Consider the following 23,955-nt stretch of genomic DNA (forward strand, 5'->3'; position numbering starts at 1 on the left):
GCGCCACCCGACCCCAGCCCCCGCACGGGCGCGAGGTCTCCACAGCCGGGGACCGTGCCGTCCGCCGACGGGACGCCGCGGCCTAGCGTTCGGGCGGTGATCCCGCTCGACCCGACCCGGTCCCGCGACGTGCGCTCGCGGCTGCGCGCCCTGACGGCGCCGGACCCCGACGCGGCCGACGACCCCGCACGGCCGGTACCGTCCGGGTCGCGGCGTCCGTTCGGGGACGCGCTCGCGGTCGCCGCGGAGCGGTACGCCGACGCGCACGGCGTGCTGCCGGTGCCCCACCCGGAGCCCGCCCGCGTGCGGTGGCGGCCGAGCGTGCGCAGCGCGCTCGCGGGAGCGGTCGCGCTCGCGCTCGTCGCGGGAGCCGTCGTCGTGCGCAGCGTCGCGACGCAGCCCGGGCACCCGGTCACGCTCCCCGTGCCGGCGCCGCTGGCCTCGTCCCCGGCCCCGCCGTCGGACGCGACGAGCGGCGCCGCGCCGGGTCCCACGGGGCCGGGTGCCACGGCGACCGCGGCGCTGGAGGTCGTCGTGGACGTCGCCGGGGAGGTCGTCCGGCCCGGCGTCGTGCGCCTGCCGGCGGGGTCACGCGTCGTCGACGCGATCGAGGCCGCCGGGGGAGCGACCGGCGGCGCGGACCTCGCGCGGCTCAACCTCGCGCGGGTGCTCGTCGACGCGGAGCAGGTCCTCGTCCCGCGCCCGGGGGACCCGCTCCCGGGCGGTCCGACGTCGGGGTCCTCGAGCGCGTCGTCGGCGGGCGCCCTCGTCGACCTCAACCTCGCCGACGCCGCGACGCTGGACACGTTGCCCGGCATCGGCCCGGTGCTCGCCGGGCGCATCGTCGAGCACCGGACGCAGCGCCCCTTCGGGAGCGTCGACGAGCTGGTCGACGTCCCCGGCATCGGGACGGCGCTGCTCGAGCAGCTGCGCGACCTGGTGCGCGTGTGACGGTCGACCTCCGCCTCGCACCGGCCGCGCTCGGGTCCTGGCTCTCCGCCCTGCTCGTCGTGCGCGCTCCGCCCGGGACGGCGCTCGTCGCCGCGGTCGCTGCGGGGGTCGTGGCGCTCGTCGTGGCGCTCGGGCCGAGCCGGCGCCGCTGGGACGGGATCGAGCGGCCGACGTGGCGGGCGTCGGTGGTCCTGGCGCTGCTGGCGGCCGCGGCGGTGGGTGCCGCCGGCGCCGCGCAGGTGGGGGCGCGGGAGCGTGGCCTGCTCCCCGAGCTCACGGCCGGCGCCGCGGTGGGCACGGTGGTCGGCCGTGTCAGCGCCGAGCCGGTGCCTGTGCGCGCGGCGTGGCCGGGCGCGCCGCCGCGCGTGCGGTGGGCGCTCGACGTGACGCGCGTCGAGGCCGCCGGCCGGGCGTCGGGCGCCGTCGGGCGGGTCGTGGTGCTGGGCGGCGAGCCGGCAGCCGGCGTCCCGGCGTACGGCGCGCGCGTCCAGGTCACCGGCCGGATGCGCGCGGCGCAGCGCGGGGCCCGCGAGGTGGCGCTGCTGGTCGCGTCCGCCGACCCGGTCGTGCTCGCGCCCCCGCGGGCCTGGGACGCAGCCGCGGGACGGGTCCGCGCGCACGTCCGCCGGCTCGCGGAGCCGCTCCCCGGCGACGCGGCGGCGCTCCTGCCGGGCGTGACCGTGGGGGACACCGCGCGCGTGCCCGACGACCTGTCGGACGCCATGCGGGCATCCGGGTTGACCCACCTCGTGGCCGTCTCGGGCGCGCACTTCGCGCTCGTCGCCTCGCTCGTCCTCGCCGGCACCGCAGCCCTGCGCGCGCCGCCGCGCGTGCAGGCCGCCGCGACCGTCGTCGTCGCCGCCGGGATGCTCGTGCTCGTGCACCCCGAGCCCAGCGTGGTGCGGGCGGCCACGATGGGTGCGGTCGCCGTGCTGGGACTGGCGGCCGGGCGGCCGGCGCGCTCACCCGCGGCGCTCGGCGCGGCCGTGACGGTGCTGCTCGTCGCAGACCCCTGGCTCGCGGCCGAGCTCGGCTTCGCGCTGTCGGTCGCCGCGACCGCGGGCATCGTCCTGCTCGGCGTCGCGCTCACCCGGCGCTGGGCGGGACGGCTCGGGCACGGCGTCGCCGCGGCGCTCGCGGTCCCGGTCGCGGCGCAGCTGGTGTGCGCCCCGCTCGTCCTGGTGGCGAGCGGGGTCCTCACGCCGTGGGGCGTCCTGGCGAACGTCGCGGCCGCGCCCGCGGTCGCGCCGGCCACGCTCCTGGGGCTGCTCGCCGCGGCGCTGGCGCCGTGGTGGCCGGGCGGCGCACAGGCGGCCGCGGCGGCCGCCGGGGCCGCGTGCTGGTGGATCGGCGCCGTCGCCCGGCACGCCGCGCAGCTGCCGGGTGCGCGTCTCGCGTGGGTGCCGGGGACGGTGGGCGTGACGCTCCTCGCCGCCGCCGGCCTCGCGCTCGCGCGGCTGCTGCTCGGGCGACGGCGGGAGGTGTCGGCGGCGTCTGGCAGGCTGGACCCGTGCCCGCGCCCACCCGCTCCAGCCGTTCCTCCGGTGGTCGTCCCGGCGGTCAGCGCCGCGCGTCGTCGCCCCCCGGCCTGACGTGGGAGGAGGCGGCGCCCGCACCCGTCGTGCTCGTGCGTGGTGCGGAGGGCCTGCTCGTCGACCGCGCGACCGACCGGATCGTCGGCCTCGCGCGCGAGGCAGACCCCGACGTGGAGGTGACGCGGATCGACGCGGCGCAGTACACGGCCGGGATGCTGGGCGTGACGACGAGCCCGTCGTTGTTCGCCGAGGACAAGGTCGTCGTGGTCGAGGCGCTCGAGACGGGCACGGACGACGTGTTCGCCGACGTCCAGGCCTACCTGACGGCGCCCGCACCGGGCGTCGTGCTCGTCCTGCGCCACAGCGGGGGAGCCCGCGGGAAGAAGACGCTCGACGCCCTCCGCGCCGCGCAGGTGCCCGAGGTCGCGTGCGACGCGGTGACATCCGACTCGGACAAGACCTCGTTCGTGAACGCCGAGCTGCGGCGGGCCGGCCGGCGCGCCGACGGCGCCGCGGTCCGCGCGCTCGTCGATGCCGTCGGCAGCGACCTGCGCGAGCTCGCCGCGTCGTGCTCCCAGCTCGTGGCCGACACCACCGGCATGATCGGCGTCGAGGTCGTCGAGCGGTACTACGGCGGCCGCATCGAGGCGACCGGCTTCCGGGTCGCCGACGCCGCGGTGGCGGGCGACGCGGGTCAGGCGGTCGCCCTGCTGCGCCACGCGCTCGCCACCGGGCTCGACCCCGTGCCCGTCGTCGCCGCGCTGGCCGCCAAGCTCCGCACCATCGCGAAGGTCGGCGCCGTGCGCGGCCGCGGGCAGGGCGCGCTGCGGGACCTCGGGCTGGCCCCCTGGCAGGTGGACCGCGCGCTGCGCGAGCTGCGCTCGTGGACGCCGGAGGCGCTCGCCGAGGCGATCAGCGCAGTCGCTCAGGCGGACGCCGAGGTCAAGGGCGAGAGCCGGGACCCCCGGTTCGCGGTCGAACGGGCCGTGCTCCGCGTGGCGGCCGCCGCCCGCTCCTGACGGTCGACCGTCCGCCCGGCCCGTGCCAGGACGACCGTCACAGCATCGTGGCCGCGGGGCCGAGGATGTCGCCCTGCAGCAGGTCGAACCCCCACGCGACGCAGTGGTCCACGAGCGCGGCGTCGCTCACCCGCTCGGCGACCACCTGCGCCCCCGTGCTGCGTGCGAGCTCCACGAGCGCGCTGCCGTGCCGGACGAGGTCACGGCAGTCGATCTTCACGTAGTCGGCCCACGGCAGCATCGCGAGCTGCGCGGCGGTCGCGGTGAAGTCGTCGATCGCCAGGCGGTAGCCCGCCGACCGCAGCCGCGTGAGGCCCGCGAGGGCGGCGTCGTCCGCCGGGACGGTCTCGACGACCTCGAGCACGAGCCGGTCGCGGTGCGGCGGCAGGGTGCGGCTGTCGACCAGGTAGCCACGCGTGACGTTGACGAACGCGAGGGTGTCGTGCAGGTCCATCGTCGGGATCCGGCCGAGGACCGCCTCGGTGGCGTCCTCCTGGCGCCCCTCGTCCCAGTGGTCCACGCCCGCCGGTGTGCCGTCCGGCCTGCGGTACAGCAGCTCGTAGCCGTGCAGGTCACCGCCCGGTGACCAGATCGGCTGGCGCGCGACCTGCGGCGGCGTCGAGGGCCGTGACGCGCTCGTGGAGGGACTCACGCTGGATGAGAGGCGCAGACGCGCGATCCATGACGCCGTTTCGTGAGACACGTCGCCGGCGTCCGTGTCCGCGTCAGTCGACGATCTGGGCGCTCGCGCGGTCGAGGACGCCCGCGCGCTCGAGGAGGTTGCCCTGGAACAGGGTGAACCCCAGGTCACGGGCGTGTGCCATCGCCTCGGGGGTCTCGACGTACTCCGCGACGAGGCTCGCGCCGTACGAGCGGGCGAGCGTGACGACGGGGTGCCCCTCGACGTCGAGGTCCCGCACGTCGACCTTGACGTAGTCCGCGTGCGGCAGGAGCCGACGCTGCGCCGCGCTGCTCACGAACGCCGGCAGCGCGAACCGGTAGCCCTCGGCGCGCAGGCGCCGGACGCCGGCGAGCACGTCGGCGTCGATCGGCACGGTGTCCGGGACGACGAGCACGAGCCGGTCGGGGCGGCGCGGCACCGCGAGGTCACCGACGAGGTACGCGCGCGTGCACCGCACGAACAGCAGCCGTCCGTTCGCGACGCTCTCGAGGTCCGCGCGGCCGAACGTCGCGGACAGCACGTGGGCGGTCGCACGCTCGTGCTGCTGCGCGCTCCAGGAGCCCGCGGAAGCGCCCGACAGGGCGCCGTCCCCGCGGTAGGAGAGCTCGTACGCGACCGGTTGGCCGGATGCGGTGAAGATGCCCTGGCGGCCGACGAGCACGGGGGAGGCCGAGACGTGCGCCTCCCACTGCGTGCGAAGGGCCCCCGGGATCGCGTCGTCCACAGCCGCCGCGAGGCGCCGGAGTGCCGCGTCGAGGTCGTCCTTCACACGCACCATGACATCACAGGTGCGCGGCGCGGTTGCGCGAACGCCCGGGTGGAAATCGCTCGCCCCAAACGTTTCATCCGCGCCGTGGTCCACCCTGCTGCGACGCGGTGCCGCGTGTGCGGTGGTCCGGGTGGGGACCGGTCCGCCGGTGGGCGCGGCCGCGGGAGACGGGACGAGGCGCCACCCCGTCAGGGGTGACGCCTCGTGGCTCACGCACGACGTGCGGCGTGTGCTGCCCGCGCGCGGGAACTCAGAGCGAGTTGACCGACTTCGCGAGCGCCGACTTCTTGTTGGCCGCCTGGTTGGCGTGGATGACGCCCTTGCTGACCGCCTTGTCGAGCTTCTTCGACGCGGTCTGCAGCGCGGCGGTGGCCGCGTCCTTGTCACCGCCGGCGACGGCCTCGCGGACGCGACGGACGTGCGTCTTGAGCTCGGACTTCACCGACTTGTTGCGCAGGCGCGCCTTCTCGTTGGTGCGGATGCGCTTGATCTGGGACTTGATGTTCGCCACTGGTGGACTCTCTTGTGCGTTCGCCGAAGCGATCTGACAGGTCGTAGAGGGCGCGCGCAGCTCCGGGACTGGGGCGTGGGGACACCCGCGGAGAGGAGCTGGGCGAGTGCCCGCCGACCTGGGCGGACACGCAAGGGAAGATGCTACCCGACGCGGACGCTCCCACCCAAGCCGCGCAGCCCGGACCGGCGGACGTCACACCGGGTCGCCACCGCCGGGGTCTCGGGGGCGACGGCCCTCAGGCCCGGCCGCGCAGCTCGGTCAGCGCGTCGGTCACTCGCACGAACAGGTCGTGGTCGACGACGGCGCCCTCGCGGCGGATGGAGTCGGGGTCGAGGCGCAGCACCCGGTCCAGGCGGACCTCGCTGTCCCGGCGCCGCGCGTCCCACGGGCCCGAGCCGATGTCCATCCACACGCGACCCTTGCGCGCCTCCCGCGCGGCGCTGCGGCCGTGGTCCGTGCTCGTGAGCATGAGGCCGAGCACGACCGGCCCGTCCCAGCCGACGACGAGCACCGGGCGGTCCTTGCCCTGCGTCGCGTCCTCCTCGTAGGGCACCCACGTCCACACGATCTCGCCCGGGTCGGCGGCGCCGTCCGGCTCGGGGCTGTAGTGGATCGGCACCGCGCCGACGTGGTCCGGCAGCGTGCGGCGTGCGGTCTGTGGGGCCGTCGGCCCCGCGGGGCGCGGTGGGCGCGGGCGTTCGCGGGTGCTCGTCGAGCCGCGTGCGCCGAGCGCGCGCAGCAGCGCGGCAGCGCTGCGCAGGAGGTGCGAGACGGAGGACGAAGCGGGCACGCCCGGGAACCTAGCGGGTCGTCCGGGTCGGTGTGCAACCTCGTCGGGGCCCACCGGGTCGCATACCGGGTCTCGTACGAGATCCAGCACCAGGTCTACGGTCGGCGCGTGGACGTCCCGGCCGGACGCCACGCGACGGTGGAGGGGAGCGCACATGGCGGGACGGACCACCCGCGTCGAGCCCTGGGACGGGTGGGTCGCGAGCCGGCCCGCGTGCCACCTGCGAGCGCCCGCGGCGCCCGGCGTCCTGCTCGACGCGTTCGTGCGCGCCGCGCGCGGTGCACGGCTGCGCGTCGCCGTCGGCGCGGCGGGGGCGCGCGCCGCGCGGGGCGTGCGCCTGGGCGGCCTCGCCGCCGAGGTCCTCCAGCTGCCCGTCGCGCACCTGTGGGCGCGTCTCGAGGTGCGGGCCGACGAGCGCGCGGTCGTCGACGAGCCGCAGCTGCGCGAGCTGCGGGTCGTGTGCGTCGCGGGGGAGCGCGAGCCGGGCAGCGCGACGAGTGTCGCCCGGCTCCTCGACGACGCGGTGGCGCGCGTGGAGCGCTCGGGCGTCGCCGTCGACGTGCTGCCCTGGGCCGCCGCGCTCGACGGGGCCACGTAACGCGCCGGTGATCTGCCCGGGCTACGTTCGGCCCATGGCGGACCTCTTCGACGACTACCCGGCCGGGGTCGCCTGGGACGAGATGCTCGACCCCGCGACCGGCCCGCGCGCCGCGTACAAGCACGTGCACGCGGCGCTCGCGCAGCTCTCCGCCGGCGAGCTGCGGGCTCGCGCCGACGCTCTCGCCCGCACCTACCTGACGCAGGGCGTGACGTTCGACTTCGCGGGCGAGGAGCGGCCCTTCCCGCTCGACGTCGTGCCGCGCGTCCTGGCGGGCGACGAGTGGGAGCACGTCGCGCCGGGCGTCGCGCAGCGGGTCCGCGCGCTCGAGGCGTTCCTGGCGGACGTGTACGGGCCGCAGCGGGTCGTCGCGGACGGCGTGCTGCCGCGCTCGGTCGTCGTCTCGTCGACGAACTACTGCCGCGCCGCGCGCGGGATCACGCCGCCCAACGGCGTGCGGGTGCACGTGTCGGGCATCGACCTGATCCGCGACTCGCTCGGTGGCTGGCGTGTGCTCGAGGACAACGTGCGCGTCCCGAGCGGCGTGAGCTACGTCCTGTCGAACCGGCGGGCGATGGCGCAGACGTTCCCGGAGCTGTTCGCGGCGCTGCGGATCCGGCCCGTCTCGGACTACCCGCGCCGCCTGCTCGCCGCGCTGACCGCGGCCGCCCCGGCTGGCGTGGACGACCCGACGGTCGTCGTGCTGACGCCGGGCGTCTACAACAGCGCGTACTTCGAGCACTCGCTGCTCGCGCGGACCATGGGCGTCGAGCTCGTCGAGGGTCGCGACCTGTTCTGCGCCCAGGGTCGCGTGTGGATGCGCACCACGCAGGGTCGTCGTCGGGTGGACGTCATCTACCGCCGGGTCGACGACGACTTCCTCGACCCGGTCACGTTCCGTGCCGACTCGCTGCTGGGCTCGCCCGGCCTCATGACGTGTGCGCGCAACGGCACGGTCACCATCGCCAACGCGGTGGGCAACGGCGTGGCCGACGACAAGCTCGTCTACACGTACGTGCCGGACCTGATCCGCTACTACCTGGGCGAGGAGCCGATCCTCGCGAACGTCGACACGTGGCGCCTGGAGGAACCCGGGTCGCTCGAGGAGGTGCTGGACCGGCTCGACGAGCTCGTCGTCAAGCCCGTCGACGGCTCGGGCGGCAAGGGGCTCGTCGTCGGCCCGGCGGCCACGCGCGCCGAGCTCGACGCGCTGCGCTCGCGGCTCGTCGAGGACCCGCGCGGGTGGATCGCCCAGCCCGTCGTGCAGCTGTCGACCGTCCCGACGCTCGTCGAGGACGGGTTGCGCCCCCGGCACACGGACCTGCGCCCGTTCGCCGTCAACGACGGCGACGACGTGTGGGTGCTGCCCGGCGGTCTGACGCGCGTCGCGCTGCCGGAGGGGCGGCTCGTCGTGAACTCCTCGCAGGGCGGCGGGTCCAAGGACACGTGGGTGCTGGGCGGTGCGCCCCCGCGGCGCGAGCCCGCGACCGCGGCCGTGCACCACCCCGTCCCCGTGGGGAACGCGGTGCCGATCGACGCGAACCCGCAGGACATCCGCGCGCACGTCATGCAGCAGCAGCAGACGCTCGACGGTCCCGTGCGCGCGTCGTCGTCGGACCAGGAGGTGGTGACGTGCTGAGCCGCATCGCGGAGTCGCTGTTCTGGATCGGCCGCTACGTGGAGCGGGCCGACGACACCGCGCGCCTGCTCGACGTGCACCTGCAGATCCTGCTCGAGGACCCGTGGGCCGAGGAGGACCTGGCCTGCCGCTCGCTGCTGTCCGTCATGGACCGCCGGCTGCCGGCGCAGGGCGCGGCGATCGGTCGCGTCGAGGTGCTGGACCTGCTCGCGTACGACCGGTTCTCGCCGTCGTCCATCGCCGGCGCGCTCGTCTCGGCGCGGGAGAACGCGCGTCGGGCCCGCGAGGTCATCTCGACCGAGCTGTGGGAGAGCCTCAACGCGACGTGGAACCAGCTCCCGTCGCACATGCGCCCGGCGCGGCCGCACGACTACTTCACGTGGGTGCGGGAGCGGGCCGCGGTGGTCGCCGGGGTCGTCGACGCGACCGCGTCCCGCGACGACACGTGGGCGTTCATGGTCCTGGGCCGCTCGATCGAGCGTGCGGACATGACCGCGCGCCTGCTCACGACGCGCGCGCTCGCGGGGTCCGGCGGGCCGGGCTGGACGACACTGCTGCGCTCGTGCGGCGCGCACGAGGCGTTCCTGCGCACGTACCGCGGCGCGGCGTCCGACGAGCGTGCGGCGGGGTTCCTGCTGCTCGACCGCCTGTTCCCGCGCTCGATCGTGTTCGCGCTCAACCAGGCCGAGGCGTGCCTGGCGGCGCTGGAGCCCGTCGCGGACCGGGCGATCGTCGACGACGCGCGTCGCCACATCGGCCTCGTGCGCACCAACCTCGAGTACCGGCCGCTGATCGACGTGCTCGACGCGCTGCCGCGCGAGATGGAGCAGGTGCAGCGGGCGTGCGCCGCGGCGTCCGACGCGGTCCGCGGCCGCTACTTCCCGTCCGCGCTGACCACGACCTGGGTGGGGGAGAACCTGTGAACCGGCTCCGCGTGGTGCACACCTCGACGTTCCGCTACGCCGCACCCGTGCAGGCGTCCTACAACGAGGCGCGCATGACCCCGGTGTCGCAGGCCGGGCAGACCGTCGTCTCGAGCAGGTTCGAGGCCCAGCCGCACACGTGGTCGTACGAGTACCGCGACTACTGGGGCACCGCGGTCACCGCGTTCGAGGTGCTCGTGCCGCACGAGTCGATGGTCATCACGGCCGAGCACGTGGTCGAGGTGCGGGAACCCGCCCCGCCCCGCGCGGTGCTCGGGTGGGACGCGCTCGGCACCGACGAGGTCCGCGACCGGATGGCCGAGTTCCTCGCCGACACCCCGACGACCGCCGCCCCCGACGAGGTGGCCGAGCTCGCGCGGGCGAGCGCCGAAGGGTTCGAGCCCTCCGACGCGGCCGTCGCGGTGTGCGAGGCGCTGCGTGACCGAGTCGAGTACATCCCCGGGGTCACCACGGTGCACACCCCGGCCGCCGAGGCCTGGGCGGCCCGCGCGGGGGTGTGCCAGGACGTCGCGCACCTCGCGCTGGGTGCCCTGCGGTCCGTCGGCATCCCCGCGCGCTACGTCTCGGGCTACCTGCACCCGACGCGCGGCGGGGAGGTCGGCCAGACCGTCACCGGTGAGTCGCACGCCTGGGTCGAGTGGTGGGTCGGCGACTGGGTCGCGTACGACCCGACGAACCGGGTCCCCGCGGGTGAGCACCACGTCGTCCTCGCGCGCGGCCGGTCCTACGACGACGTCGCGCCGTTGCGCGGCATCTACGCGGGCTCCGGCACCCAGCACCTCGACGTCGAGGTGCGCATCACGCGCGAGGCCTGAGCCCGCGGGGTGCTCGGCTCACTCGAGGACGAACGTCACCTCGAGCACCACGTGGTACGCGGTGATCCGGCCGTCGGCGACCTCGACCTTCTGGTCCTTGACCCACGCGCCCGACACGTTGCGCAGCGTGGCCGCGGCGCGCTCGACGCCGACGCGCACGGCGTCGTCGAAGCTCGTCTCCGAGCGGGAGCTGATGGTGGTGATGCGGGCGACGGACGACATGGCACGACCTCCTGGGTGGGTTGGTGCGGCAGCCGGCCCGCGGTCCGCCGCTGGCGACCACGCGGGCACCGACCCTTCGACTGTGGCCGGGGTCACACCGGTGCGCAACCGGGCCGAGCTCACCTCGGGTCAGGCGGTCACGGGGTCACGGGGTCACGGGGTCAGGGGGTCACGGGGTCAGGCGGCGGGCGAGCGCGTCGTCGAGCGCGGCCGCGTCCCCGGTGACCGCGACGTCGTCGGGACCGCGGCGGCCCCACACCAGCAGCGCGAGGTCCTGCGCGCGGCCCTCGGCGGTGACCGACGGCGTGCCCGGCCCACCCAGCAGCCAGGTCCGGTCCGCGTCGGTCGCCACGAGCCGCACGGGTGCCGGCAGCGGCTCCATGCGCCCCATGGCCTGCTGGCGCGGCTGCATCACGGTGACGACCTCGTCGACGGTGTCCGACCAGACGAGCGGGTCGTCGTCGACCGGGAGCCCGCACGCGGCGCGCACGTCCCACAGGTGCACGGTCGTCTCGTGGAGCTGGCGGCGCCGCCACCACGAGGCGGGACCGTTGCCGACGAGGGTCCACCCCTCGGCGTCGCCGAGGCGGGCGAGCGTCTCGCGCAGCTCGGTCGCCTGCGTCGCGTAGAACTCGTCGAGCACGAACGGGCCGCGACCCAGCGGCGTCTCGCGCTGCTTCGAGGCCTGCCCCGCGGCCCAGTGGTGGATGCGGCCGAGGTGCACCACGACGTCGCGCACGCGCCACCGGCCGCACCAGGGGACCCGGGCCGTCGGGTCGGCCTGCGCGATCGAGGACGAGAACGCGTCCTGCGCGGCGGTCAGCAGCGCGAGGTGGTCGAGTGCGCCGTCGAGTGCGACATCGTCGAGCGAGCCGGCCGCGTCCTGGTGCGCCGCGGTCGCGGCGTCGGTCGGTGCCTGGGTCATGGGACCATGGTGGCGCCGGGCACCGACACACGACGAGGTCGGGACCGGCCGACGTCCGGGCACTTCCTGCCAGGACGCGCGCACGACGCCGCCCGACGCCGGGCGACACCCCCGACGAGACGAGAACCGGAGCACCCCCAGCGTGTCCCCGATCCCGAGCGCCGCAGCCGCAGCGCGCATCCGCCCTGCCGCGACTGCGCCCGAGCTCCTGCGCAACTTCTGCATCATCGCCCACATCGACCACGGCAAGTCGACCCTGGCCGACCGGATGCTGCAGCTCACGGGCGTCGTCGAGGCGCGCGCGATGCGGGCCCAGTACCTCGACCGCATGGACATCGAGCGCGAGCGCGGCATCACCATCAAGTCGCAGGCCGTGCGCATGCCGTGGCAGGTCGGCGACACCGCGTACGCGCTCAACATGATCGACACGCCCGGTCACGTGGACTTCACGTACGAGGTGTCGCGCTCGCTCGCCGCGTGCGAGGGCGCGGTGCTGCTCGTCGACGCCGCGCAGGGGATCGAGGCGCAGACGCTCGCGAACCTGTACCTCGCGCTCGAGAACGACCTCGCGATCATCCCGGTGCTCAACAAGATCGACCTGCCGGCCGCGCAGCCCGAGAAGTACGCGGAGGAGATCGCGGGCCTCGTCGGCGGCGACCCGGGCGACGTCATGAAGGTGTCCGGCAAGACGGGCGAGGGCGTCGAGGCGCTGCTCGACCGCATCGTCGGGACCATCCCCGCGCCCGTGGGCGCCGCGGACGCGCCGGCGCGCGCGATGATCTTCGACTCCGTGTACGACACCTACCGCGGCGTCGTCACGTACGTGCGCGTGGTCGACGGCAACCTCAACCCGCGCGAGCGCATCGCGATGATGTCGACCAAGGCGACGCACGAGCTCCTCGAGATCGGCGTGATCAGCCCCGAGCCGGTCCCGACGAAGGGCCTGGGCGTCGGTGAGGTCGGTTACCTCATCACGGGCGTGAAGGACGTGCGGCAGTCCAAGGTCGGCGACACGGTGACCAACGCGGCCAAGCCCGCCGCGGAGGCGCTCGGCGGCTACTCGGACCCCAAGCCGATGGTGTTCTCGGGCCTGTACCCGATCGACGGCTCGGACTACCCCGCGCTGCGTGACGCGCTCGACAAGCTCAAGCTCAACGACGCCGCGCTGAACTACGAGCCGGAGACGTCCGTCGCGCTCGGGTTCGGGTTCCGCGTCGGGTTCCTCGGCCTGCTGCACCTCGAGATCATCCGCGAGCGGCTCGAGCGCGAGTTCGACCTGGACCTCATCTCGACCGCCCCGAACGTCGTCTACGACGTCGTCATGGAGGACCGCACGGAGGTCCACGTGACGAACCCGTCGGAGTTCCCCGGCGGCAAGATCCGCGAGGTCCGCGAGCCCGTCGTCAAGGCCACGATCCTCGCGCCGAGCGAGTTCGTCGGCGCGATCATGGAGCTCAGCCAGTCCAAGCGCGGCGACCTGCTCGGCATGGACTACCTGTCCGAGGACCGCGTCGAGATGCGCTACACGCTGCCGCTCGCGGAGATCGTGTTCGACTTCTTCGACCAGCTCAAGTCCCGCACGCGCGGCTACGCGAGCCTCGACTACGAGCCCTCGGGCGAGCAGGTCGCGGACCTGGTGAAGGTCGACATCCTGCTCCAGGGCGAGCAGGTCGACGCGTTCAGCGCGATCGTGCACAAGGACAAGGCGTACGCGTACGGCGTGATGATGACCGCCAAGCTCAAGGAGCTCATCCCGCGCCAGCAGTTCGAGGTGCCGATCCAGGCGGCCGTCGGGAGCCGGGTCATCGCGCGCGAGACGATCCGCGCGATCCGCAAGGACGTCCTGGCCAAGTGCTACGGCGGCGACATCACGCGCAAGCGCAAGCTGCTCGAGAAGCAGAAGGAGGGCAAGAAGCGGATGAAGACGATCGGTCGGGTCGACGTGCCGCAGGAGGCCTTCATCGCCGCGCTGTCGTCGGACTCAGCGGCGCCCAAGGACGCCAAGAAGAAGTGACGCACCTCCCGCTGTGAGCCGCCCGTGAGTCCCGCCCTGCCCGACGGCGACGCCGCTCCCGACGACGGCGCCCTGCCCTCGTCGGTGCTCGAGGGCGCCGACGCGCGCGCGTTCGGGGTGTACCTGCACGTGCCGTTCTGCACGGTGCGCTGCGGGTACTGCGACTTCAACACCTACACCGCGACCGAGCTGGGCGGCGGGGCGAGCCAGGCCTCGTACGCCGCGACCGCGATGCGCGAGGTCGCGCTGAGCGCGCGGGTGCTGCGCGACGCCGGGCTGCCGGAGCGGCGGGTGTCGACGGTGTTCGTCGGCGGCGGCACGCCCACCGTCCTGCCGGCCGACGACCTCGTCGGGATGCTCCGTGCGGTCGACGACGCGTGGGGCCTGGCCGACGACGCCGAGGTCACGACCGAGGCGAACCCCGACTCGGTGACCCCGCGGTCGCTCGCGGCGCTCGCGGCCGGCGGCTTCACGCGCGTGTCGTTCGGCATGCAGTCGGCCGTGCCGCACGTGCTGCGCACGCTCGAGCGCACGCACGACCCGGCACGCATCCCCGACGTCGTGCGCTGGGCGCGGGACGCCGGTCTCGACGTGTCGCTCGACCTGATCTACGGGACGCCGGGGGAGTCGCTCGACGACTGGCGGGTCTCGCTCGAGTCGGCGCTCGCGACCGGCGTCGACCACGTCTCGGCGTACGCGCTCGTCGTCGAGCAGGGCACGCGCATGGCGGTGCAGGTCCGTCGCGGTGAGCTCACGCTGCCGGACTCCGACGACCAGGCCGCCAAGTACGAGCTCGCGGACGACCTGCTGACCGCGGCGGGGCTCGGCTGGTACGAGGTCTCGAACTGGGCGCGCGGCGCGGAGCACGCGTGCCGGCACAACCTCGCCTACTGGCGCGACGACGACTGGTGGGGCGTCGGGCCGGGCGCGCACTCGCACGTCGGTGGCGTGCGCTGGTGGAACGTCAAGCACCCGCGCGCGTACGCGGCGCGCCTCGACGCGGGCCTGAGCCCCGCGGCCGGGCGGGAGGTCGTCGACGAGGAGGCGGCCGCGCTCGAGCGGCTCATGCTGCACGTGCGGCTCGCCGAGGGGATGCCGCTCGACGAGCTCGCCGACGACGAGCGGGGCCGGGTGGCCGGGCTCGTCGCCGACGGGCTCGTCGACGGTCGGACGCTGCTGACCGCGCGGCGTCTGGTGCTCACGCGCCGCGGTCGGCTGCTCGCGGACCTCGTCGTGCGGACGCTCGCGGGCTTCGGCGCCTGAGCACCGCCCGCGAGCGCCGCGTCACTTGACCAGGCGGAGGGTCAGCGGGTAGCGGTACCACTCGAAGCGGCTCGCGGCGACGGCGGCCATGATCTCGAGCACGAGCGCACCGATGCCGACGACGGCGAGGATGACGAAGCCGACCAGCACGATCGTGAGGATCGAGCCCACGACGACCGCGATGAGCACGGTGATCTGGAAGTTCAGCGACTCCTTCGCCTGGTTCTCCAGGTACGGGCCGCGGCCGCGGAACACCAGCCAGATCACGAGCGGCGCGATGAAGCCGAGACCGATCAGGGGCAGGACGTGCGCGAGGATCGCCCACATCTTCTCCTCGTCGGGCCGCAGCGGCTGCGGGCCCGCGCCGTACGCGGGCGGCGGCGGGGCCGAGTCCCAGCCCTGGCCGTTCGGGGGGGTCGTGCTCACGAGGTACCTCCGTCGTGTCGGTGGGTGCGCGTCGGACGTCACCCGGATCGGTGAGGCGGCGACTGTGCTGGTCGCAGGGTAGTCGTTCGGGGTCGTCCACAGGGTCTGCACGGTTCCTTGACACGACTGGTGCACTTCGGTTCGCTTTCGTGGGGCCACCCCCGGCCCACTGACGAAGGAGACGCATGAGCGACACCACGCCGCGGCCGGACGACGGGAGCAACCCGGTCCCGCCCGGACCGCAGGAGCCCACGCCGCCGGCGCCCGAGGGTGCCTACCCGCCGCCTCCCGCCGGTGCCTACCCGCCGCCCCCCGCGGGCGCCACCCCGCCGCCCCCCGGCGGCTACCCGCCGCCGCCCGCCCCGGGCGGCTACGGCGGCGACCAGAGCGTCGACGTCGTCGAGGGCTTCAAGTGGGGCTGGAAGAAGTTCACCGAGAACCTCTCGCCGATCCTCATCGCGATCGTCGCGTACGTCGTCGGCTCGATCGTCGTCATCGGCATCTGGTACTTCGTGATCGCGGGCCTGTTCCTGCGCACGTCGGAGACCACGATCGACGACGAGGGCAACATCACCTTCGGGTCGGGCCCGGGCTTCGCGGCGGTGCTGCTCTCGACGGCGCTGATCTCGGTCGTCGCCGTGCTCGTGCTGTCGATCGTGCAGGCCGGCTTCGTGCAGGGCGCGCTCCGGATCAGCCGTGGCGAGGCGCTGACCGTCGACACGTTCTTCAAGTTCAGGAACCTGCCCGCGGTGATCCTGGCGTCGCTGCTGGTCGCCGTGCTGACGGCCGTCGGCTACGCGCTGTGCTACCTGCCGGGCATCGTGGTCGCGTTCTTCGCGCAGTTCACGCTGTACTACGTCGTGGACCGCGGCTCGGGCGCGGTGGACGCGCTCAAGGCCAGCTTCCAGCTCGTCAGGGACAACATCGTGCCCGCGCTGCTGATCTTCCTCGGCGTCGCGCTCGCGAGCGCCGTCGGTGGCCTCGTGTGCGGTGTCGGCACGCTCGTCACGCTGCCCGTCGCGCTGCTCGCGCAGACCTACGTGTACCGCCGGCTGAACCGCGAGCCGGTCGTCCCCTGACCGGTCCGGAACCGAGGACGGGCTCCCGCGCCGCAGCGCGGGGGCCCGTCCGTCGTCAGGCCGTGACGAAGTCGATGAGCTCCTCGACGCGGCCGAGCAGCGCGGGCTCCAGGTCGGCGAAGGTGCGCACCGTGCCGAGGATCCGCTTCCAGGCATGCGCGACGTCGGCCTGGTCGGCTGCCGGCCAGCCGAGCTCGCGCAGGATCCCGAGCTTCCACTCGGTGCCGCGCTCGATCGTCGGCCAGGCGGTCAGGCCCAGCCGCGCGGGACGCACGGCCTGCCACACGTCGACGTAGGGGTGCCCGAGCACCAGGACCGTGCCCGCGGGCGCGACGCGCACGGCTTCGGCGGCGATCCGCGCCTCCTTCGACCCCGCGACCAGGTGGTCGACGAGGACGCCGACGCGCCGCTCGGGGGTGGGGGAGAACTCCCGCAGCGCCTCGACCAGGTGATCCACGCCCTCGAGCAGCTCGACCACGACCCCCTCGACGCGCAGGTCGTCGCCCCACACCTTCTCGACCAGCTCGGCGTCGTGCCGGCCCTCGACCCAGATGCGGCTGCCCCGCGCCACCCGCGCCCGGGCGCCCTGGACGGCGCGCGAGCCGGACGCGGTTCGCTCGGGCGGACGCGGCGCCGTCGACGTCACGGGCGCCGTGAGGACCACCGGCTCGCCGTCGACCCAGAACCCCGGCCCGAGCGGGAACGTGCGCGTGCGGCCCTTGCGGTCCTCGAGCACGACGACGTGCTGCCCGCCCGACTTCTCGACGCGCACCACGGCACCCACCCACCCGGTGGTGACCTCCTCCACGACGAGCCCGCGCTCGGCGGCCTGCGGACGCGACGTCCGCGGTCCTCGGTGGTGCTCGGCACGTCCGCCGCCCAGCACGTCCGACCCGTAGCGATCCATCAGCCTGGCTCTCCCTCGTCGCGGTCCGTCGGTCCGTCACCCTAGGGTGCCCACGGACCGCTCGGGCGGCAGCGCCCGCGCGCGGCGTAGGATTGGCACTCGGACGAGGCGAGTGCTACCAGTGACGGGCAGCGGGCGGCGCGACGGACGGAGGCGAGATGAGCGACGAGCGGCGGATGGACGTGCTGCGCGCGATCGTCGAGGACTACGTCTCGACGAGCGAGCCCGTGGGCTCGAAGGCGCTGGTCGAGCGGCACGCGCTCGGGGTGTCGTCGGCGACGATCCGCAACGACATGGCCGCTCTCGAGGAGAGCGGCTTCATCGCTCAGCCGCACACGTCCGCCGGTCGCATCCCGACCGACAAGGGGTACCGCGTCTTCGTCGACCGCCTGACGACCGTCAAGCCGTTGTCCGGGCCCGAGAAGCGCGCGATCGGCGCGTTCCTCGAGGACGCGGTCGACCTGGACGACGTCGTCGACCGCTCGGTGCGGCTGCTCGCGCAGCTCACGCACCAGGTCGCCGTCGTGCAGTACCCCTCGCTGCGGCGCTCCGCGCTGCGCCACATCGAGCTCGTGCCCGTGGGCCAGCGACACCTGCTCGTCGTGCTCATCACCGACACCGGCCGCGTCGAGCAGCGCACCCTCGAGGCGTCGGCCGAGCTCGACGAGCTCGGCGTCGCGCAGCTGCGCGCGACGCTCAACGCGCGCGTCGCCGGCCGCCGGCTCGCGGAGCTGCGCGGCGTGGTCGACGAGGTCTCGCAGCGGTACACCGACGACGACCTCGCGCTGCTGCGCCAGGTCGTGGGCGTGGTCGAGGAGACGCTCGCGCAGGAGAGCGAGGAGCGCGTCGTGCTCGCGGGCACGGCGAACCTCGCCCGCGGGGGCACGGACTTCGCGCGCAGCCTCGGTCCGGTGCTCGAGGCGCTCGAGGAGCAGGTCGTGCTCCTGCGCCTGCTGTCCGAGATGGCCGAGGACACGGCCGCGGTCTCGGTGCGGATCGGGCACGAGACGCAGCACGACGGTCTGGTCGAGACGAGCTTCGTCACGAGCGGGTACGGCGACGAGGGCGGTTCGGTCGCCCGGGTCGGCGCGATCGGTCCGACCCGCATGGACTACCCCGCGACCATGGCGTCCGTGCGCGCCGTGGCGCGCTACCTCACGCGCATCCTCGCCGGGTAGCCCCCGGCCACGCACCGCGGACGCCCGGCGTCCCGACCATCCGACGAGCCCGCCAGGAAGCGAGCAGACCACCACGTGAGCACCGACTACTACGCGATCCTCGGCGTCCCGCGCGACGCGACGCCCGAGCAGATCAAGAAGGCGTACCGCAAGCTCGCCCGGGAGCACCACCCGGACGTGGCGGGCGACGACCCGGCCGCGGAGGAGCGGTTCAAGGACGTCTCGCGCGCCTACGAGGTGCTCGGCAACCCGGAGAAGCGCCGCGCGTACGACCTGGGGGGCGACCCGTCGTCGCCCGGCGGCGGCATGGGCGGGGGCTTCGGCTTCCAGGACATCTTCGAGACGTTCTTCGGCGCCGCGACGGGTGCGGGCGCGCAGCGCGGCCCGATCCCGCGCGCGCGACGCGGCCAGGACGCGCTGCTGCGCCTCGACCTCGACCTCGCGGAGGTCACGTTCGGCACGCACCGCGAGGTCCCGGTCGACACCGCGGTGGTGTGCCCCACGTGCCAGGGGTCCTGCTGCCGGCCCGGCACCTCGCCGCGGACGTGCGAGGCCTGTCACGGCCGGGGCACGGTGCAGCGCGTCGCGCGCTCGTTCCTCGGCCAGGTCATGACGAACCAGCCGTGCGCGGCGTGCCGCGGGTTCGGCACGACGATCCCGGAGCCGTGCACCGAGTGCGCGGGCGAGGGGCGCGTGCGGGCGCGTCGCACGATCGCGGTGGACGTCCCCGCGGGCGTCGACACGGGCACACGCATCAAGCTCACGAGCCAGGGCGAGGTCGGCCCGGCGGGCGGCCCGCCCGGTGACGTGTACCTCGAGGTGCGCGAGCGCCGGCACGAGGTGTTCACGCGCGACGGCGACGACCTGCACGCGACGCTGTCGGTGCCGATGACCGCCGCCGCGCTGGGCACCGTGCTCACGTTCGAGACGCTCGACGGCGAGCAGGAGGTCGACCTGCGCCCCGGCACGCAGCCCGAGCAGGTCGTGACGCTCAAGGGGCTCGGCGTGGGGCACCTGCACGTCGGCGGACGCGGCGACCTGCACGTCCACGTCGAGGTGACCGTCCCGACGGGCCTCGACGACGAGCAGGCCGAGCTGCTTCGCCGCCTCGCGGCGCTGCGCGGCGAGGAGCGCCCCGAGGGCCGGCTCGCCGCCGCGCACCAGGGCGTCTTCGGCAAGCTGCGCGACAAGCTCGCCGGCCGTTGAGCGTGCGGGACAGGACCCGTAGCCGATGACCGCGCCCGTCTTCGTCGTCGACCCCGGCCGCCTCGACGCCCTCGCGGTGGGCGACACGTTCCGGCTCGACGGCACCGAGGGCCGCCACGCCGGGGTCGTGCAGCGCCGGGCGCGTGGTGAGCGGGTCGACGTGGTCGACACGCGCGGCGTACGGCTCGTCGGCGTGGTCGCGCACGCCGGCCACGAGGGCGTCGACGTCGAGGTGCTCGAGCTCGTGCGCGAGCCCACGCCCCGCGTGCGGCTCGTGCTCGTGCAGGCGCTCGCGAAGGGCGACCGCGACGAGCTCGCGATCGAGGCGGCGACCGAGGTCGGCGCGGACGCGGTGGTGCCGTGGCAGGCGGACCGCTCGATCGTCGTGTGGCGCGGCGAGCGTGCCGCCAAGTCCCGCGCGCGCTGGCTCGGCACGGTTCGCACGGCCGCGAAGCAGTCACGCCGCGCGTGGGTGCCGGACGTGGACGTCGCGCTCGACTCCCGGGCGCTCGCGCTCCGCGCGCGTGAGGTGGTCGCGGCCGGGGGAGCCGTGCTCGTGCTGCACGAGAGCGCGACCGACCCCCTGGCGGGCGCCGAGCTCCCGCAGGACGGCGACGTGCTCGTCGTCGTGGGTCCGGAGGGCGGCATCGGCGACGACGAGCTCGCGCGGCTCGTCGACGCGGGCGCGCGGCCCGTGCGCCTCGGACCGCACGTGCTGCGCACGTCCACCGCGGGCCCGGTCGCGCTGGCGCTGCTCGCGACCCGCCTGGGCCGCTGGGGCTGAGCACGACGGCGCCGGCCCGCGTATCTCCGCGCGGACCGGCGCCGTGCTCGTGCCCGGCGTCACCCCGCCGGGAAGGGGTCCGTCAGCGCGTGTCGCTCGCCGCCGCGACCGCGGAGCGACCGGCCTCGAGCCGCGCGACCGGCACCCGGAACGGGCTGCAGGACACGTAGTCCAGACCGACCGCGTGGAAGAACCGGATGCTCTCCGGGTCGCCGCCGTGCTCGCCGCACACGCCGAGGTGCAGGTCGGGTCGCACGGCGCGGCCCTCCTCGACCGCGATCTGCACGAGGCGCCCGACGCCGCGGGTGTCGACCGTCTCGAACGGGGAGACCGCCAGCACGCCGTTCGCGTTGTACTGCGGGAAGAACGCGCCCTCGACGTCGTCACGCGAGAAGCCCCACGTGGTCTGCGTCAGGTCGTTCGTGCCGAACGAGAAGAACTGCGCCTGCGTCGCGAGGCGGTCCGCGGTGAGCGCCGCACGCGGGAGCTCGATCATGCAGCCGACCGGCAGGTCGAGCGGCTGACCGGTCTCCTGCGACACGTCCGCCATGATCCGCAGCGCCTCGTCGCGCACGAGCCGCAGCTCCTGCACCGAGCCGACGAGCGGGACCATGATCTCGGGCCGAGGCGCGAGGCCGTCCGTGAGCAGCTGCGCGGCCGCCTCGCAGACCGCCCGGATCTGCAGCGCGAACAGCCCGGGCACCACGAGCCCGAGGCGCACGCCACGCAGGCCGAGCATCGGGTTGGCCTCGTGCATGCGCCGTACGGCGGCGAGCAGGTGCAGGTCGTGCGGGTCGACCTCGCCGCGCGACTCGGCGAGCGCGACGCGCACCGAGAGCTCGGTCAGGTCGGGCAGGAACTCGTGCAGCGGCGGGTCGAGCAGCCGGATCGTCGTCGGCAACCCGTCCATGGCCCGCAGGATCCCGACGAAGTCCTCGCGCTGGACCGGCAGGAGCGCGTCGAGCGCGGCCTGGCGCTCGTCGTCGTCGGTCGCGAGGACCACCCGCTCGACGAGCACGCGACGGTCGCCCAGGAACATGTGCTCGGTGCGGCACAGCCCGATGCCCTGCGCACCGAGGCGGCGCGCGCGGGCGGCGTCCTCGGGCGTGTCGGCGTTCGCGCGCACGCCGAGGCGGCGGACGGCGTCGGCGTGCGTGAGGATCCGGTCGACCGCGACGACGAGCTCGGCCGTCTCCTCGTCCGCGGCCTCGGCGAGCGCGACGTCGAGACCGTCGTCGAGGTAGCGGCTCACGGGCGAGGGCCGCACGGGCACGGACCCGACGAAGATCTCGCCGGTGGTGCCGTCGATCGCGATGACGTCGCCCTCGTGCACGGTGCGCGGCCCCACGTGCAGGCGGCGGCCGGGCAGGTCGATGTCGAGCGCCTCGGCGCCGACCACGCACGTGCGGCCCATGCCGCGTGCGACGACCGCGGCGTGCGAGGTCTTGCCGCCGCGCGCGGTGAGCACGCCCACGGCGGCGATCATGCCGCCCAGGTCGTCCGGGTTGGTCTCTCGGCGGACGAGGACGACCTCCTTGCCCTCGGCGGCCCACTCCTGGGCCGTCTCCGCGTCGAACACCGCCATGCCGACGGCCGCACCCGGCGACGCGGCCATGCCGCGGGCGAGCAGGTCGCGCTCGGCGCCCGCGTCGAACTGCGGGAACAGCAGCTGGGACAGCTGCGCGCCGGTCACGCGGTCCAGCGCCTCGTCCATCGTGATGAGGTTCTCGTCGACGAGCTGCACGGCGACGCGGAACGCGGCGGGTGCGGTGCGCTTGCCGACGCGCGTCTGCAGCATCCAGAGCTTGCCGCGCTCGACCGTGAACTCGATGTCGCACAGGTCGCGGTAGTGGGTCTCGAGGCGGCGCATCGCGCGGCGCAGGTCCTCGTACGCCTCGGGGTCGAGCCGCTCGAGCTCGGTGAGGCCCGAGGTGTTGCGGATGCCCGCGACGACGTCCTCGCCTTGCGCGTTGGCGAGGTAGTCGCCGTACACGCCGGACCGGCCGGTGGCGGGGTCGCGCGTGAACGCGACGCCGGTGCCGGAGGTGGGGCCGAGGTTGCCGAACACCATCGCGCACACGTTCACCGCGGTGCCGAGGTCGTCCGGGATGCGCTCCTTGCGGCGGTACAGCCGTGCGCGCTCGGTGTTCCAGGAGTTGAACACCGCGGTGATCGCGAGGTCCAGCTGCTCGCGCGGCGACTGCGGGAACTCGCGCCCCGTCTGCTCGCGGACGATGTCCTTGTACGCCCCGACGAGGTCACGCAGGTCGTCGGTGCCGAGCTCGACGTCCGAGCTGACGCCGCGGGCGGCCTTCGCCTTGTCGAGCGCGTCGGCGAACTCCTCACCCGGGATGCCGAGCACCGTGCGGCCGAACATCTGCACGAGCCGCCGGTAGGAGTCCCACGCGAAGCGCTCGTCGCCCGTGAACGCGGCGAGGCCGTGCACCGTCAGGTCGTTCAGACCGACGTCGAGGACGGTCTCCATCATCCCGGGCATCGAGAACTTCGCGCCCGAGCGGACCGAGACGAGCAGCGGGTCGGCCGGGTCGCCGAAGTGCCGCTGCATGGCGTCCTCGAGCCGCCGCATCGCCATGGTGACCTCGACGCGCAGCTCGGCCGGGACGTCGCCGTCGGCCATGTACTCGCGGCACGCCTGTGTCGTGATCGTGAACCCGGGCGGCACCGGCAGGCCCAGGCGGGTCATCTCCGCCAGTCCCGCACCCTTGCCACCGAGAAGGTCGCGGGCATCCTTGTCGCCCTCGCTGAAGTCCCATACGTAGCCGGCCACGGCTCCACCTCCTGGGAGTACGGCCGGGCGTCCTTGCCCGACCGCGAGTAGCTCACCCGAGCCCCGTCGCGCGGGTGACCCACCCAGTCTCGTCCCACCAGGCGGACGCCTCCACGGGACCAACGTCCGCCCTCGCCACCTGCTGCGACGCCGAGCCCGCGGTTCCTCCGGCTCTCGCCGCCGATGCCCGGAGCAACCGCGGGGTTGGGGTCGGGGCGGGTCGGGGGCGGGGCTCGGGGCACGGGAGCCGCCGAGAGAGACGGGGGTCGGGGACCGTAGGATGGGGCAGCAGACCACGACGAAGGAGCGACGGCGCACGCCGAGCACATGGCCGACCAGAACCCCGCCCCGCGCGGCGCGAGCACCCCGGCGCCGCACACCGGCGCACCCGCGCTCGTCGAGCACCGCATCACCGTCCCGTCCGAGGTCTCGATGGTCGAGCTGCTCGGGCTGCGCGACGAGGTGCTCAAGGAGATCGAGTCCGGGTTCACCGGCATCGACGTGCACGTGCGCGGCAACGAGGTGCGCCTCGCGGGTCCCGCGGGCGACGTCGCGCTGGTCACGCGCCTCGTCGACGAGCTCGTCGAGATGACCGCCGCGGGGACGCCGCTGACCCCGGACGTGGTGCGCCGCACGGTCGCGATGCTGACCGCCGGGTCGCACGCGCGGCCGGCCGACATCCTGACGTTCAACATCCTGTCGACGCGCGGCAAGACGATCCGGCCGAAGACCGCCGGGCAGAAGGAGTACGTCGACGCGATCGACCGCAACACGGTCACGTTCGGGATCGGTCCCGCGGGCACCGGCAAGACGTACCTCGCGATGGCGAAGGCCGTGCAGGCGCTCAACGACCGCTCGGTCAACCGGATCGTCCTGACGCGCCCGGCGGTCGAGGCGGGGGAGCGCC

At 74.7% G+C, this 23,955-nt stretch carries 23 protein-coding genes; 14 read left to right on the plus strand and 9 right to left on the minus strand.

The genetic code is table 11. From position 1 onward, the window contains the following. Nucleotides 1–96: 96 nt before the first annotated feature. Genes CUD01_RS16980 through holA form a run of 3 tightly spaced genes read left to right on the plus strand, consistent with a single transcriptional unit; the run spans nucleotide 97 to nucleotide 3,505 of the window. Nucleotides 97–951 (plus strand): ComEA family DNA-binding protein, encoded by an 855-nt coding sequence (locus tag CUD01_RS16980; RefSeq protein WP_244937669.1) that lies wholly within the window; start codon nucleotides 97–99, stop codon nucleotides 949–951. Next, a complete protein-coding gene (locus CUD01_RS05330) occupies nucleotides 948–2,543 on the plus strand; it encodes a ComEC/Rec2 family competence protein (protein WP_141319322.1) in 1,596 nt (531 codons plus the stop codon). Before CUD01_RS16980 ends, CUD01_RS05330 begins: the two co-directional genes overlap by 4 nt. Before the next feature lie 29 nt (nucleotides 2,544–2,572). Continuing rightward, a complete protein-coding gene (gene holA, locus CUD01_RS05335) occupies nucleotides 2,573–3,505 on the plus strand; it encodes a DNA polymerase III subunit delta (protein ID WP_371860757.1) in 933 nt (310 codons plus the stop codon). A 37-nt stretch (nucleotides 3,506–3,542) separates the two neighbouring features. Here the strand turns inward: holA and CUD01_RS05340 are convergent, their stop codons facing one another. The 4 genes from CUD01_RS05340 to CUD01_RS05355 form a co-directional block, all read right to left on the minus strand. Then, complete coding sequence (locus CUD01_RS05340) at nucleotides 3,543–4,157, minus strand: EAL domain-containing protein (protein ID WP_094180373.1); 615 nt, start codon at nucleotides 4,155–4,157, stop codon at nucleotides 3,543–3,545. Between the two features lie 73 nt (nucleotides 4,158–4,230). Beyond that, nucleotides 4,231–4,965 carry an EAL and HDOD domain-containing protein gene (locus CUD01_RS05345; RefSeq protein WP_141319326.1) on the minus strand — a complete coding sequence of 245 codons (735 nt, stop codon included), beginning with the start codon at nucleotides 4,963–4,965 and terminating at the stop codon, nucleotides 4,231–4,233. 241 nt (nucleotides 4,966–5,206) lie between these two features. Further along, on the minus strand, nucleotides 5,207–5,467 hold the full coding sequence (gene rpsT, locus CUD01_RS05350) for a 30S ribosomal protein S20 (protein WP_094180372.1): 261 nt from the start codon (nucleotides 5,465–5,467) through the stop codon (nucleotides 5,207–5,209). 238 nt (nucleotides 5,468–5,705) lie between these two features. Further along, on the minus strand, nucleotides 5,706–6,260 hold the full coding sequence (locus CUD01_RS05355) for a type II toxin-antitoxin system PemK/MazF family toxin (protein ID WP_244937670.1): 555 nt from the start codon (nucleotides 6,258–6,260) through the stop codon (nucleotides 5,706–5,708). Between the two features lie 154 nt (nucleotides 6,261–6,414). On the opposite strand from CUD01_RS05355, the gene CUD01_RS05360 reads away from it, so the two are divergent. From CUD01_RS05360 to CUD01_RS05375, 4 genes are read left to right on the plus strand one after another with little or no spacing between them, the layout of a single operon-like run. Then, nucleotides 6,415–6,858 (plus strand): hypothetical protein, encoded by a 444-nt coding sequence (locus tag CUD01_RS05360; protein ID WP_141319330.1) that lies wholly within the window; start codon nucleotides 6,415–6,417, stop codon nucleotides 6,856–6,858. A gap of 34 nt (nucleotides 6,859–6,892) precedes the next feature. Then, the gene (locus CUD01_RS05365; RefSeq protein ID WP_141319332.1) at nucleotides 6,893–8,497 is read left to right on the plus strand and encodes a circularly permuted type 2 ATP-grasp protein; all 1,605 of its coding nucleotides are present in this window, start codon (nucleotides 6,893–6,895) and stop codon (nucleotides 8,495–8,497) included. Then, nucleotides 8,491–9,420, plus strand: coding sequence for an alpha-E domain-containing protein (locus CUD01_RS05370; protein WP_141319334.1), 930 nt, complete (start codon nucleotides 8,491–8,493; stop codon nucleotides 9,418–9,420). The genes CUD01_RS05365 and CUD01_RS05370 overlap by 7 nt, the downstream gene beginning before the upstream one ends. After that, on the plus strand, nucleotides 9,417–10,256 hold the full coding sequence (locus CUD01_RS05375; RefSeq protein WP_141319336.1) for a transglutaminase family protein: 840 nt from the start codon (nucleotides 9,417–9,419) through the stop codon (nucleotides 10,254–10,256). The genes CUD01_RS05370 and CUD01_RS05375 overlap by 4 nt, the downstream gene beginning before the upstream one ends. An 18-nt stretch (nucleotides 10,257–10,274) precedes the next feature. On the opposite strand, the gene CUD01_RS05380 is transcribed toward CUD01_RS05375, so the two are convergent. Beyond that, nucleotides 10,275–10,478 carry a dodecin family protein gene (locus CUD01_RS05380; RefSeq protein ID WP_141319338.1) on the minus strand — a complete coding sequence of 68 codons (204 nt, stop codon included), beginning with the start codon at nucleotides 10,476–10,478 and terminating at the stop codon, nucleotides 10,275–10,277. Nucleotides 10,479–10,647: 169 nt separating this feature from the next. After that, nucleotides 10,648–11,403, minus strand: coding sequence for a maleylpyruvate isomerase family mycothiol-dependent enzyme (locus tag CUD01_RS05385; RefSeq protein ID WP_141319339.1), 756 nt, complete (start codon nucleotides 11,401–11,403; stop codon nucleotides 10,648–10,650). Nucleotides 11,404–11,545: 142 nt separating this feature from the next. Here CUD01_RS05385 and lepA point away from each other — a divergent pair, with 142 nt between their 5' ends. Together lepA and hemW are read left to right on the plus strand one after the other, a co-directional pair. Continuing rightward, a complete protein-coding gene (gene lepA / locus CUD01_RS05390; protein ID WP_094180362.1) occupies nucleotides 11,546–13,417 on the plus strand; it encodes a translation elongation factor 4 in 1,872 nt (623 codons plus the stop codon). A 24-nt stretch (nucleotides 13,418–13,441) separates the two neighbouring features. Continuing rightward, complete coding sequence (gene hemW, locus CUD01_RS05395; RefSeq protein WP_141319341.1) at nucleotides 13,442–14,680, plus strand: radical SAM family heme chaperone HemW; 1,239 nt, start codon at nucleotides 13,442–13,444, stop codon at nucleotides 14,678–14,680. 21 nt (nucleotides 14,681–14,701) lie between these two features. On the opposite strand, the gene CUD01_RS05400 is transcribed toward hemW, so the two are convergent. After that, on the minus strand, nucleotides 14,702–15,106 hold the full coding sequence (locus CUD01_RS05400; RefSeq protein WP_244937671.1) for a DUF4870 domain-containing protein: 405 nt from the start codon (nucleotides 15,104–15,106) through the stop codon (nucleotides 14,702–14,704). Between the two features lie 185 nt (nucleotides 15,107–15,291). Between CUD01_RS05400 and CUD01_RS05405 the strand changes: the two genes are divergently transcribed. Then, nucleotides 15,292–16,185: a DUF7847 domain-containing protein gene (locus tag CUD01_RS05405; RefSeq protein WP_141319343.1), complete on the plus strand. Its 894-nt coding sequence runs from the start codon at nucleotides 15,292–15,294 to the stop codon at nucleotides 16,183–16,185. A 55-nt stretch (nucleotides 16,186–16,240) separates the two neighbouring features. On the opposite strand, the gene CUD01_RS05410 is transcribed toward CUD01_RS05405, so the two are convergent. Next, entirely contained in the window at nucleotides 16,241–17,092 is an 852-nt protein-coding gene (locus CUD01_RS05410) for a DUF3097 domain-containing protein (RefSeq protein WP_141319345.1), read from the minus strand. 158 nt (nucleotides 17,093–17,250) lie between these two features. On the opposite strand from CUD01_RS05410, the gene hrcA reads away from it, so the two are divergent. The 3 genes from hrcA to CUD01_RS05425 all read left to right on the plus strand — a co-directional run bounded on the left by hrcA (nucleotide 17,251) and on the right by CUD01_RS05425 (nucleotide 20,260). After that, complete coding sequence (gene hrcA / locus CUD01_RS05415; protein ID WP_141319347.1) at nucleotides 17,251–18,270, plus strand: heat-inducible transcriptional repressor HrcA; 1,020 nt, start codon at nucleotides 17,251–17,253, stop codon at nucleotides 18,268–18,270. Between the two features lie 75 nt (nucleotides 18,271–18,345). After that, nucleotides 18,346–19,476, plus strand: coding sequence for a molecular chaperone DnaJ (gene dnaJ, locus CUD01_RS05420; RefSeq protein ID WP_094180357.1), 1,131 nt, complete (start codon nucleotides 18,346–18,348; stop codon nucleotides 19,474–19,476). Between the two features lie 25 nt (nucleotides 19,477–19,501). After that, complete coding sequence (locus CUD01_RS05425) at nucleotides 19,502–20,260, plus strand: 16S rRNA (uracil(1498)-N(3))-methyltransferase (RefSeq protein ID WP_141319350.1); 759 nt, start codon at nucleotides 19,502–19,504, stop codon at nucleotides 20,258–20,260. A gap of 82 nt (nucleotides 20,261–20,342) precedes the next feature. On the opposite strand, the gene ppdK is transcribed toward CUD01_RS05425, so the two are convergent. Continuing rightward, nucleotides 20,343–23,048: a pyruvate, phosphate dikinase gene (ppdK, locus tag CUD01_RS05430; protein WP_141319352.1), complete on the minus strand. Its 2,706-nt coding sequence runs from the start codon at nucleotides 23,046–23,048 to the stop codon at nucleotides 20,343–20,345. A 327-nt stretch (nucleotides 23,049–23,375) separates the two neighbouring features. Here ppdK and CUD01_RS05435 point away from each other — a divergent pair. Further along, a partial coding sequence (locus tag CUD01_RS05435; RefSeq protein ID WP_174773825.1) for a PhoH family protein occupies nucleotides 23,376–23,955 on the plus strand: 580 nt, incomplete at its 3' end.

Origin of the sequence: Cellulomonas uda, from assembly GCF_006538705.1 — a bacterium.
Taxonomy (GTDB): Bacteria; Actinomycetota; Actinomycetes; order Actinomycetales; family Cellulomonadaceae; genus Cellulomonas; species Cellulomonas uda.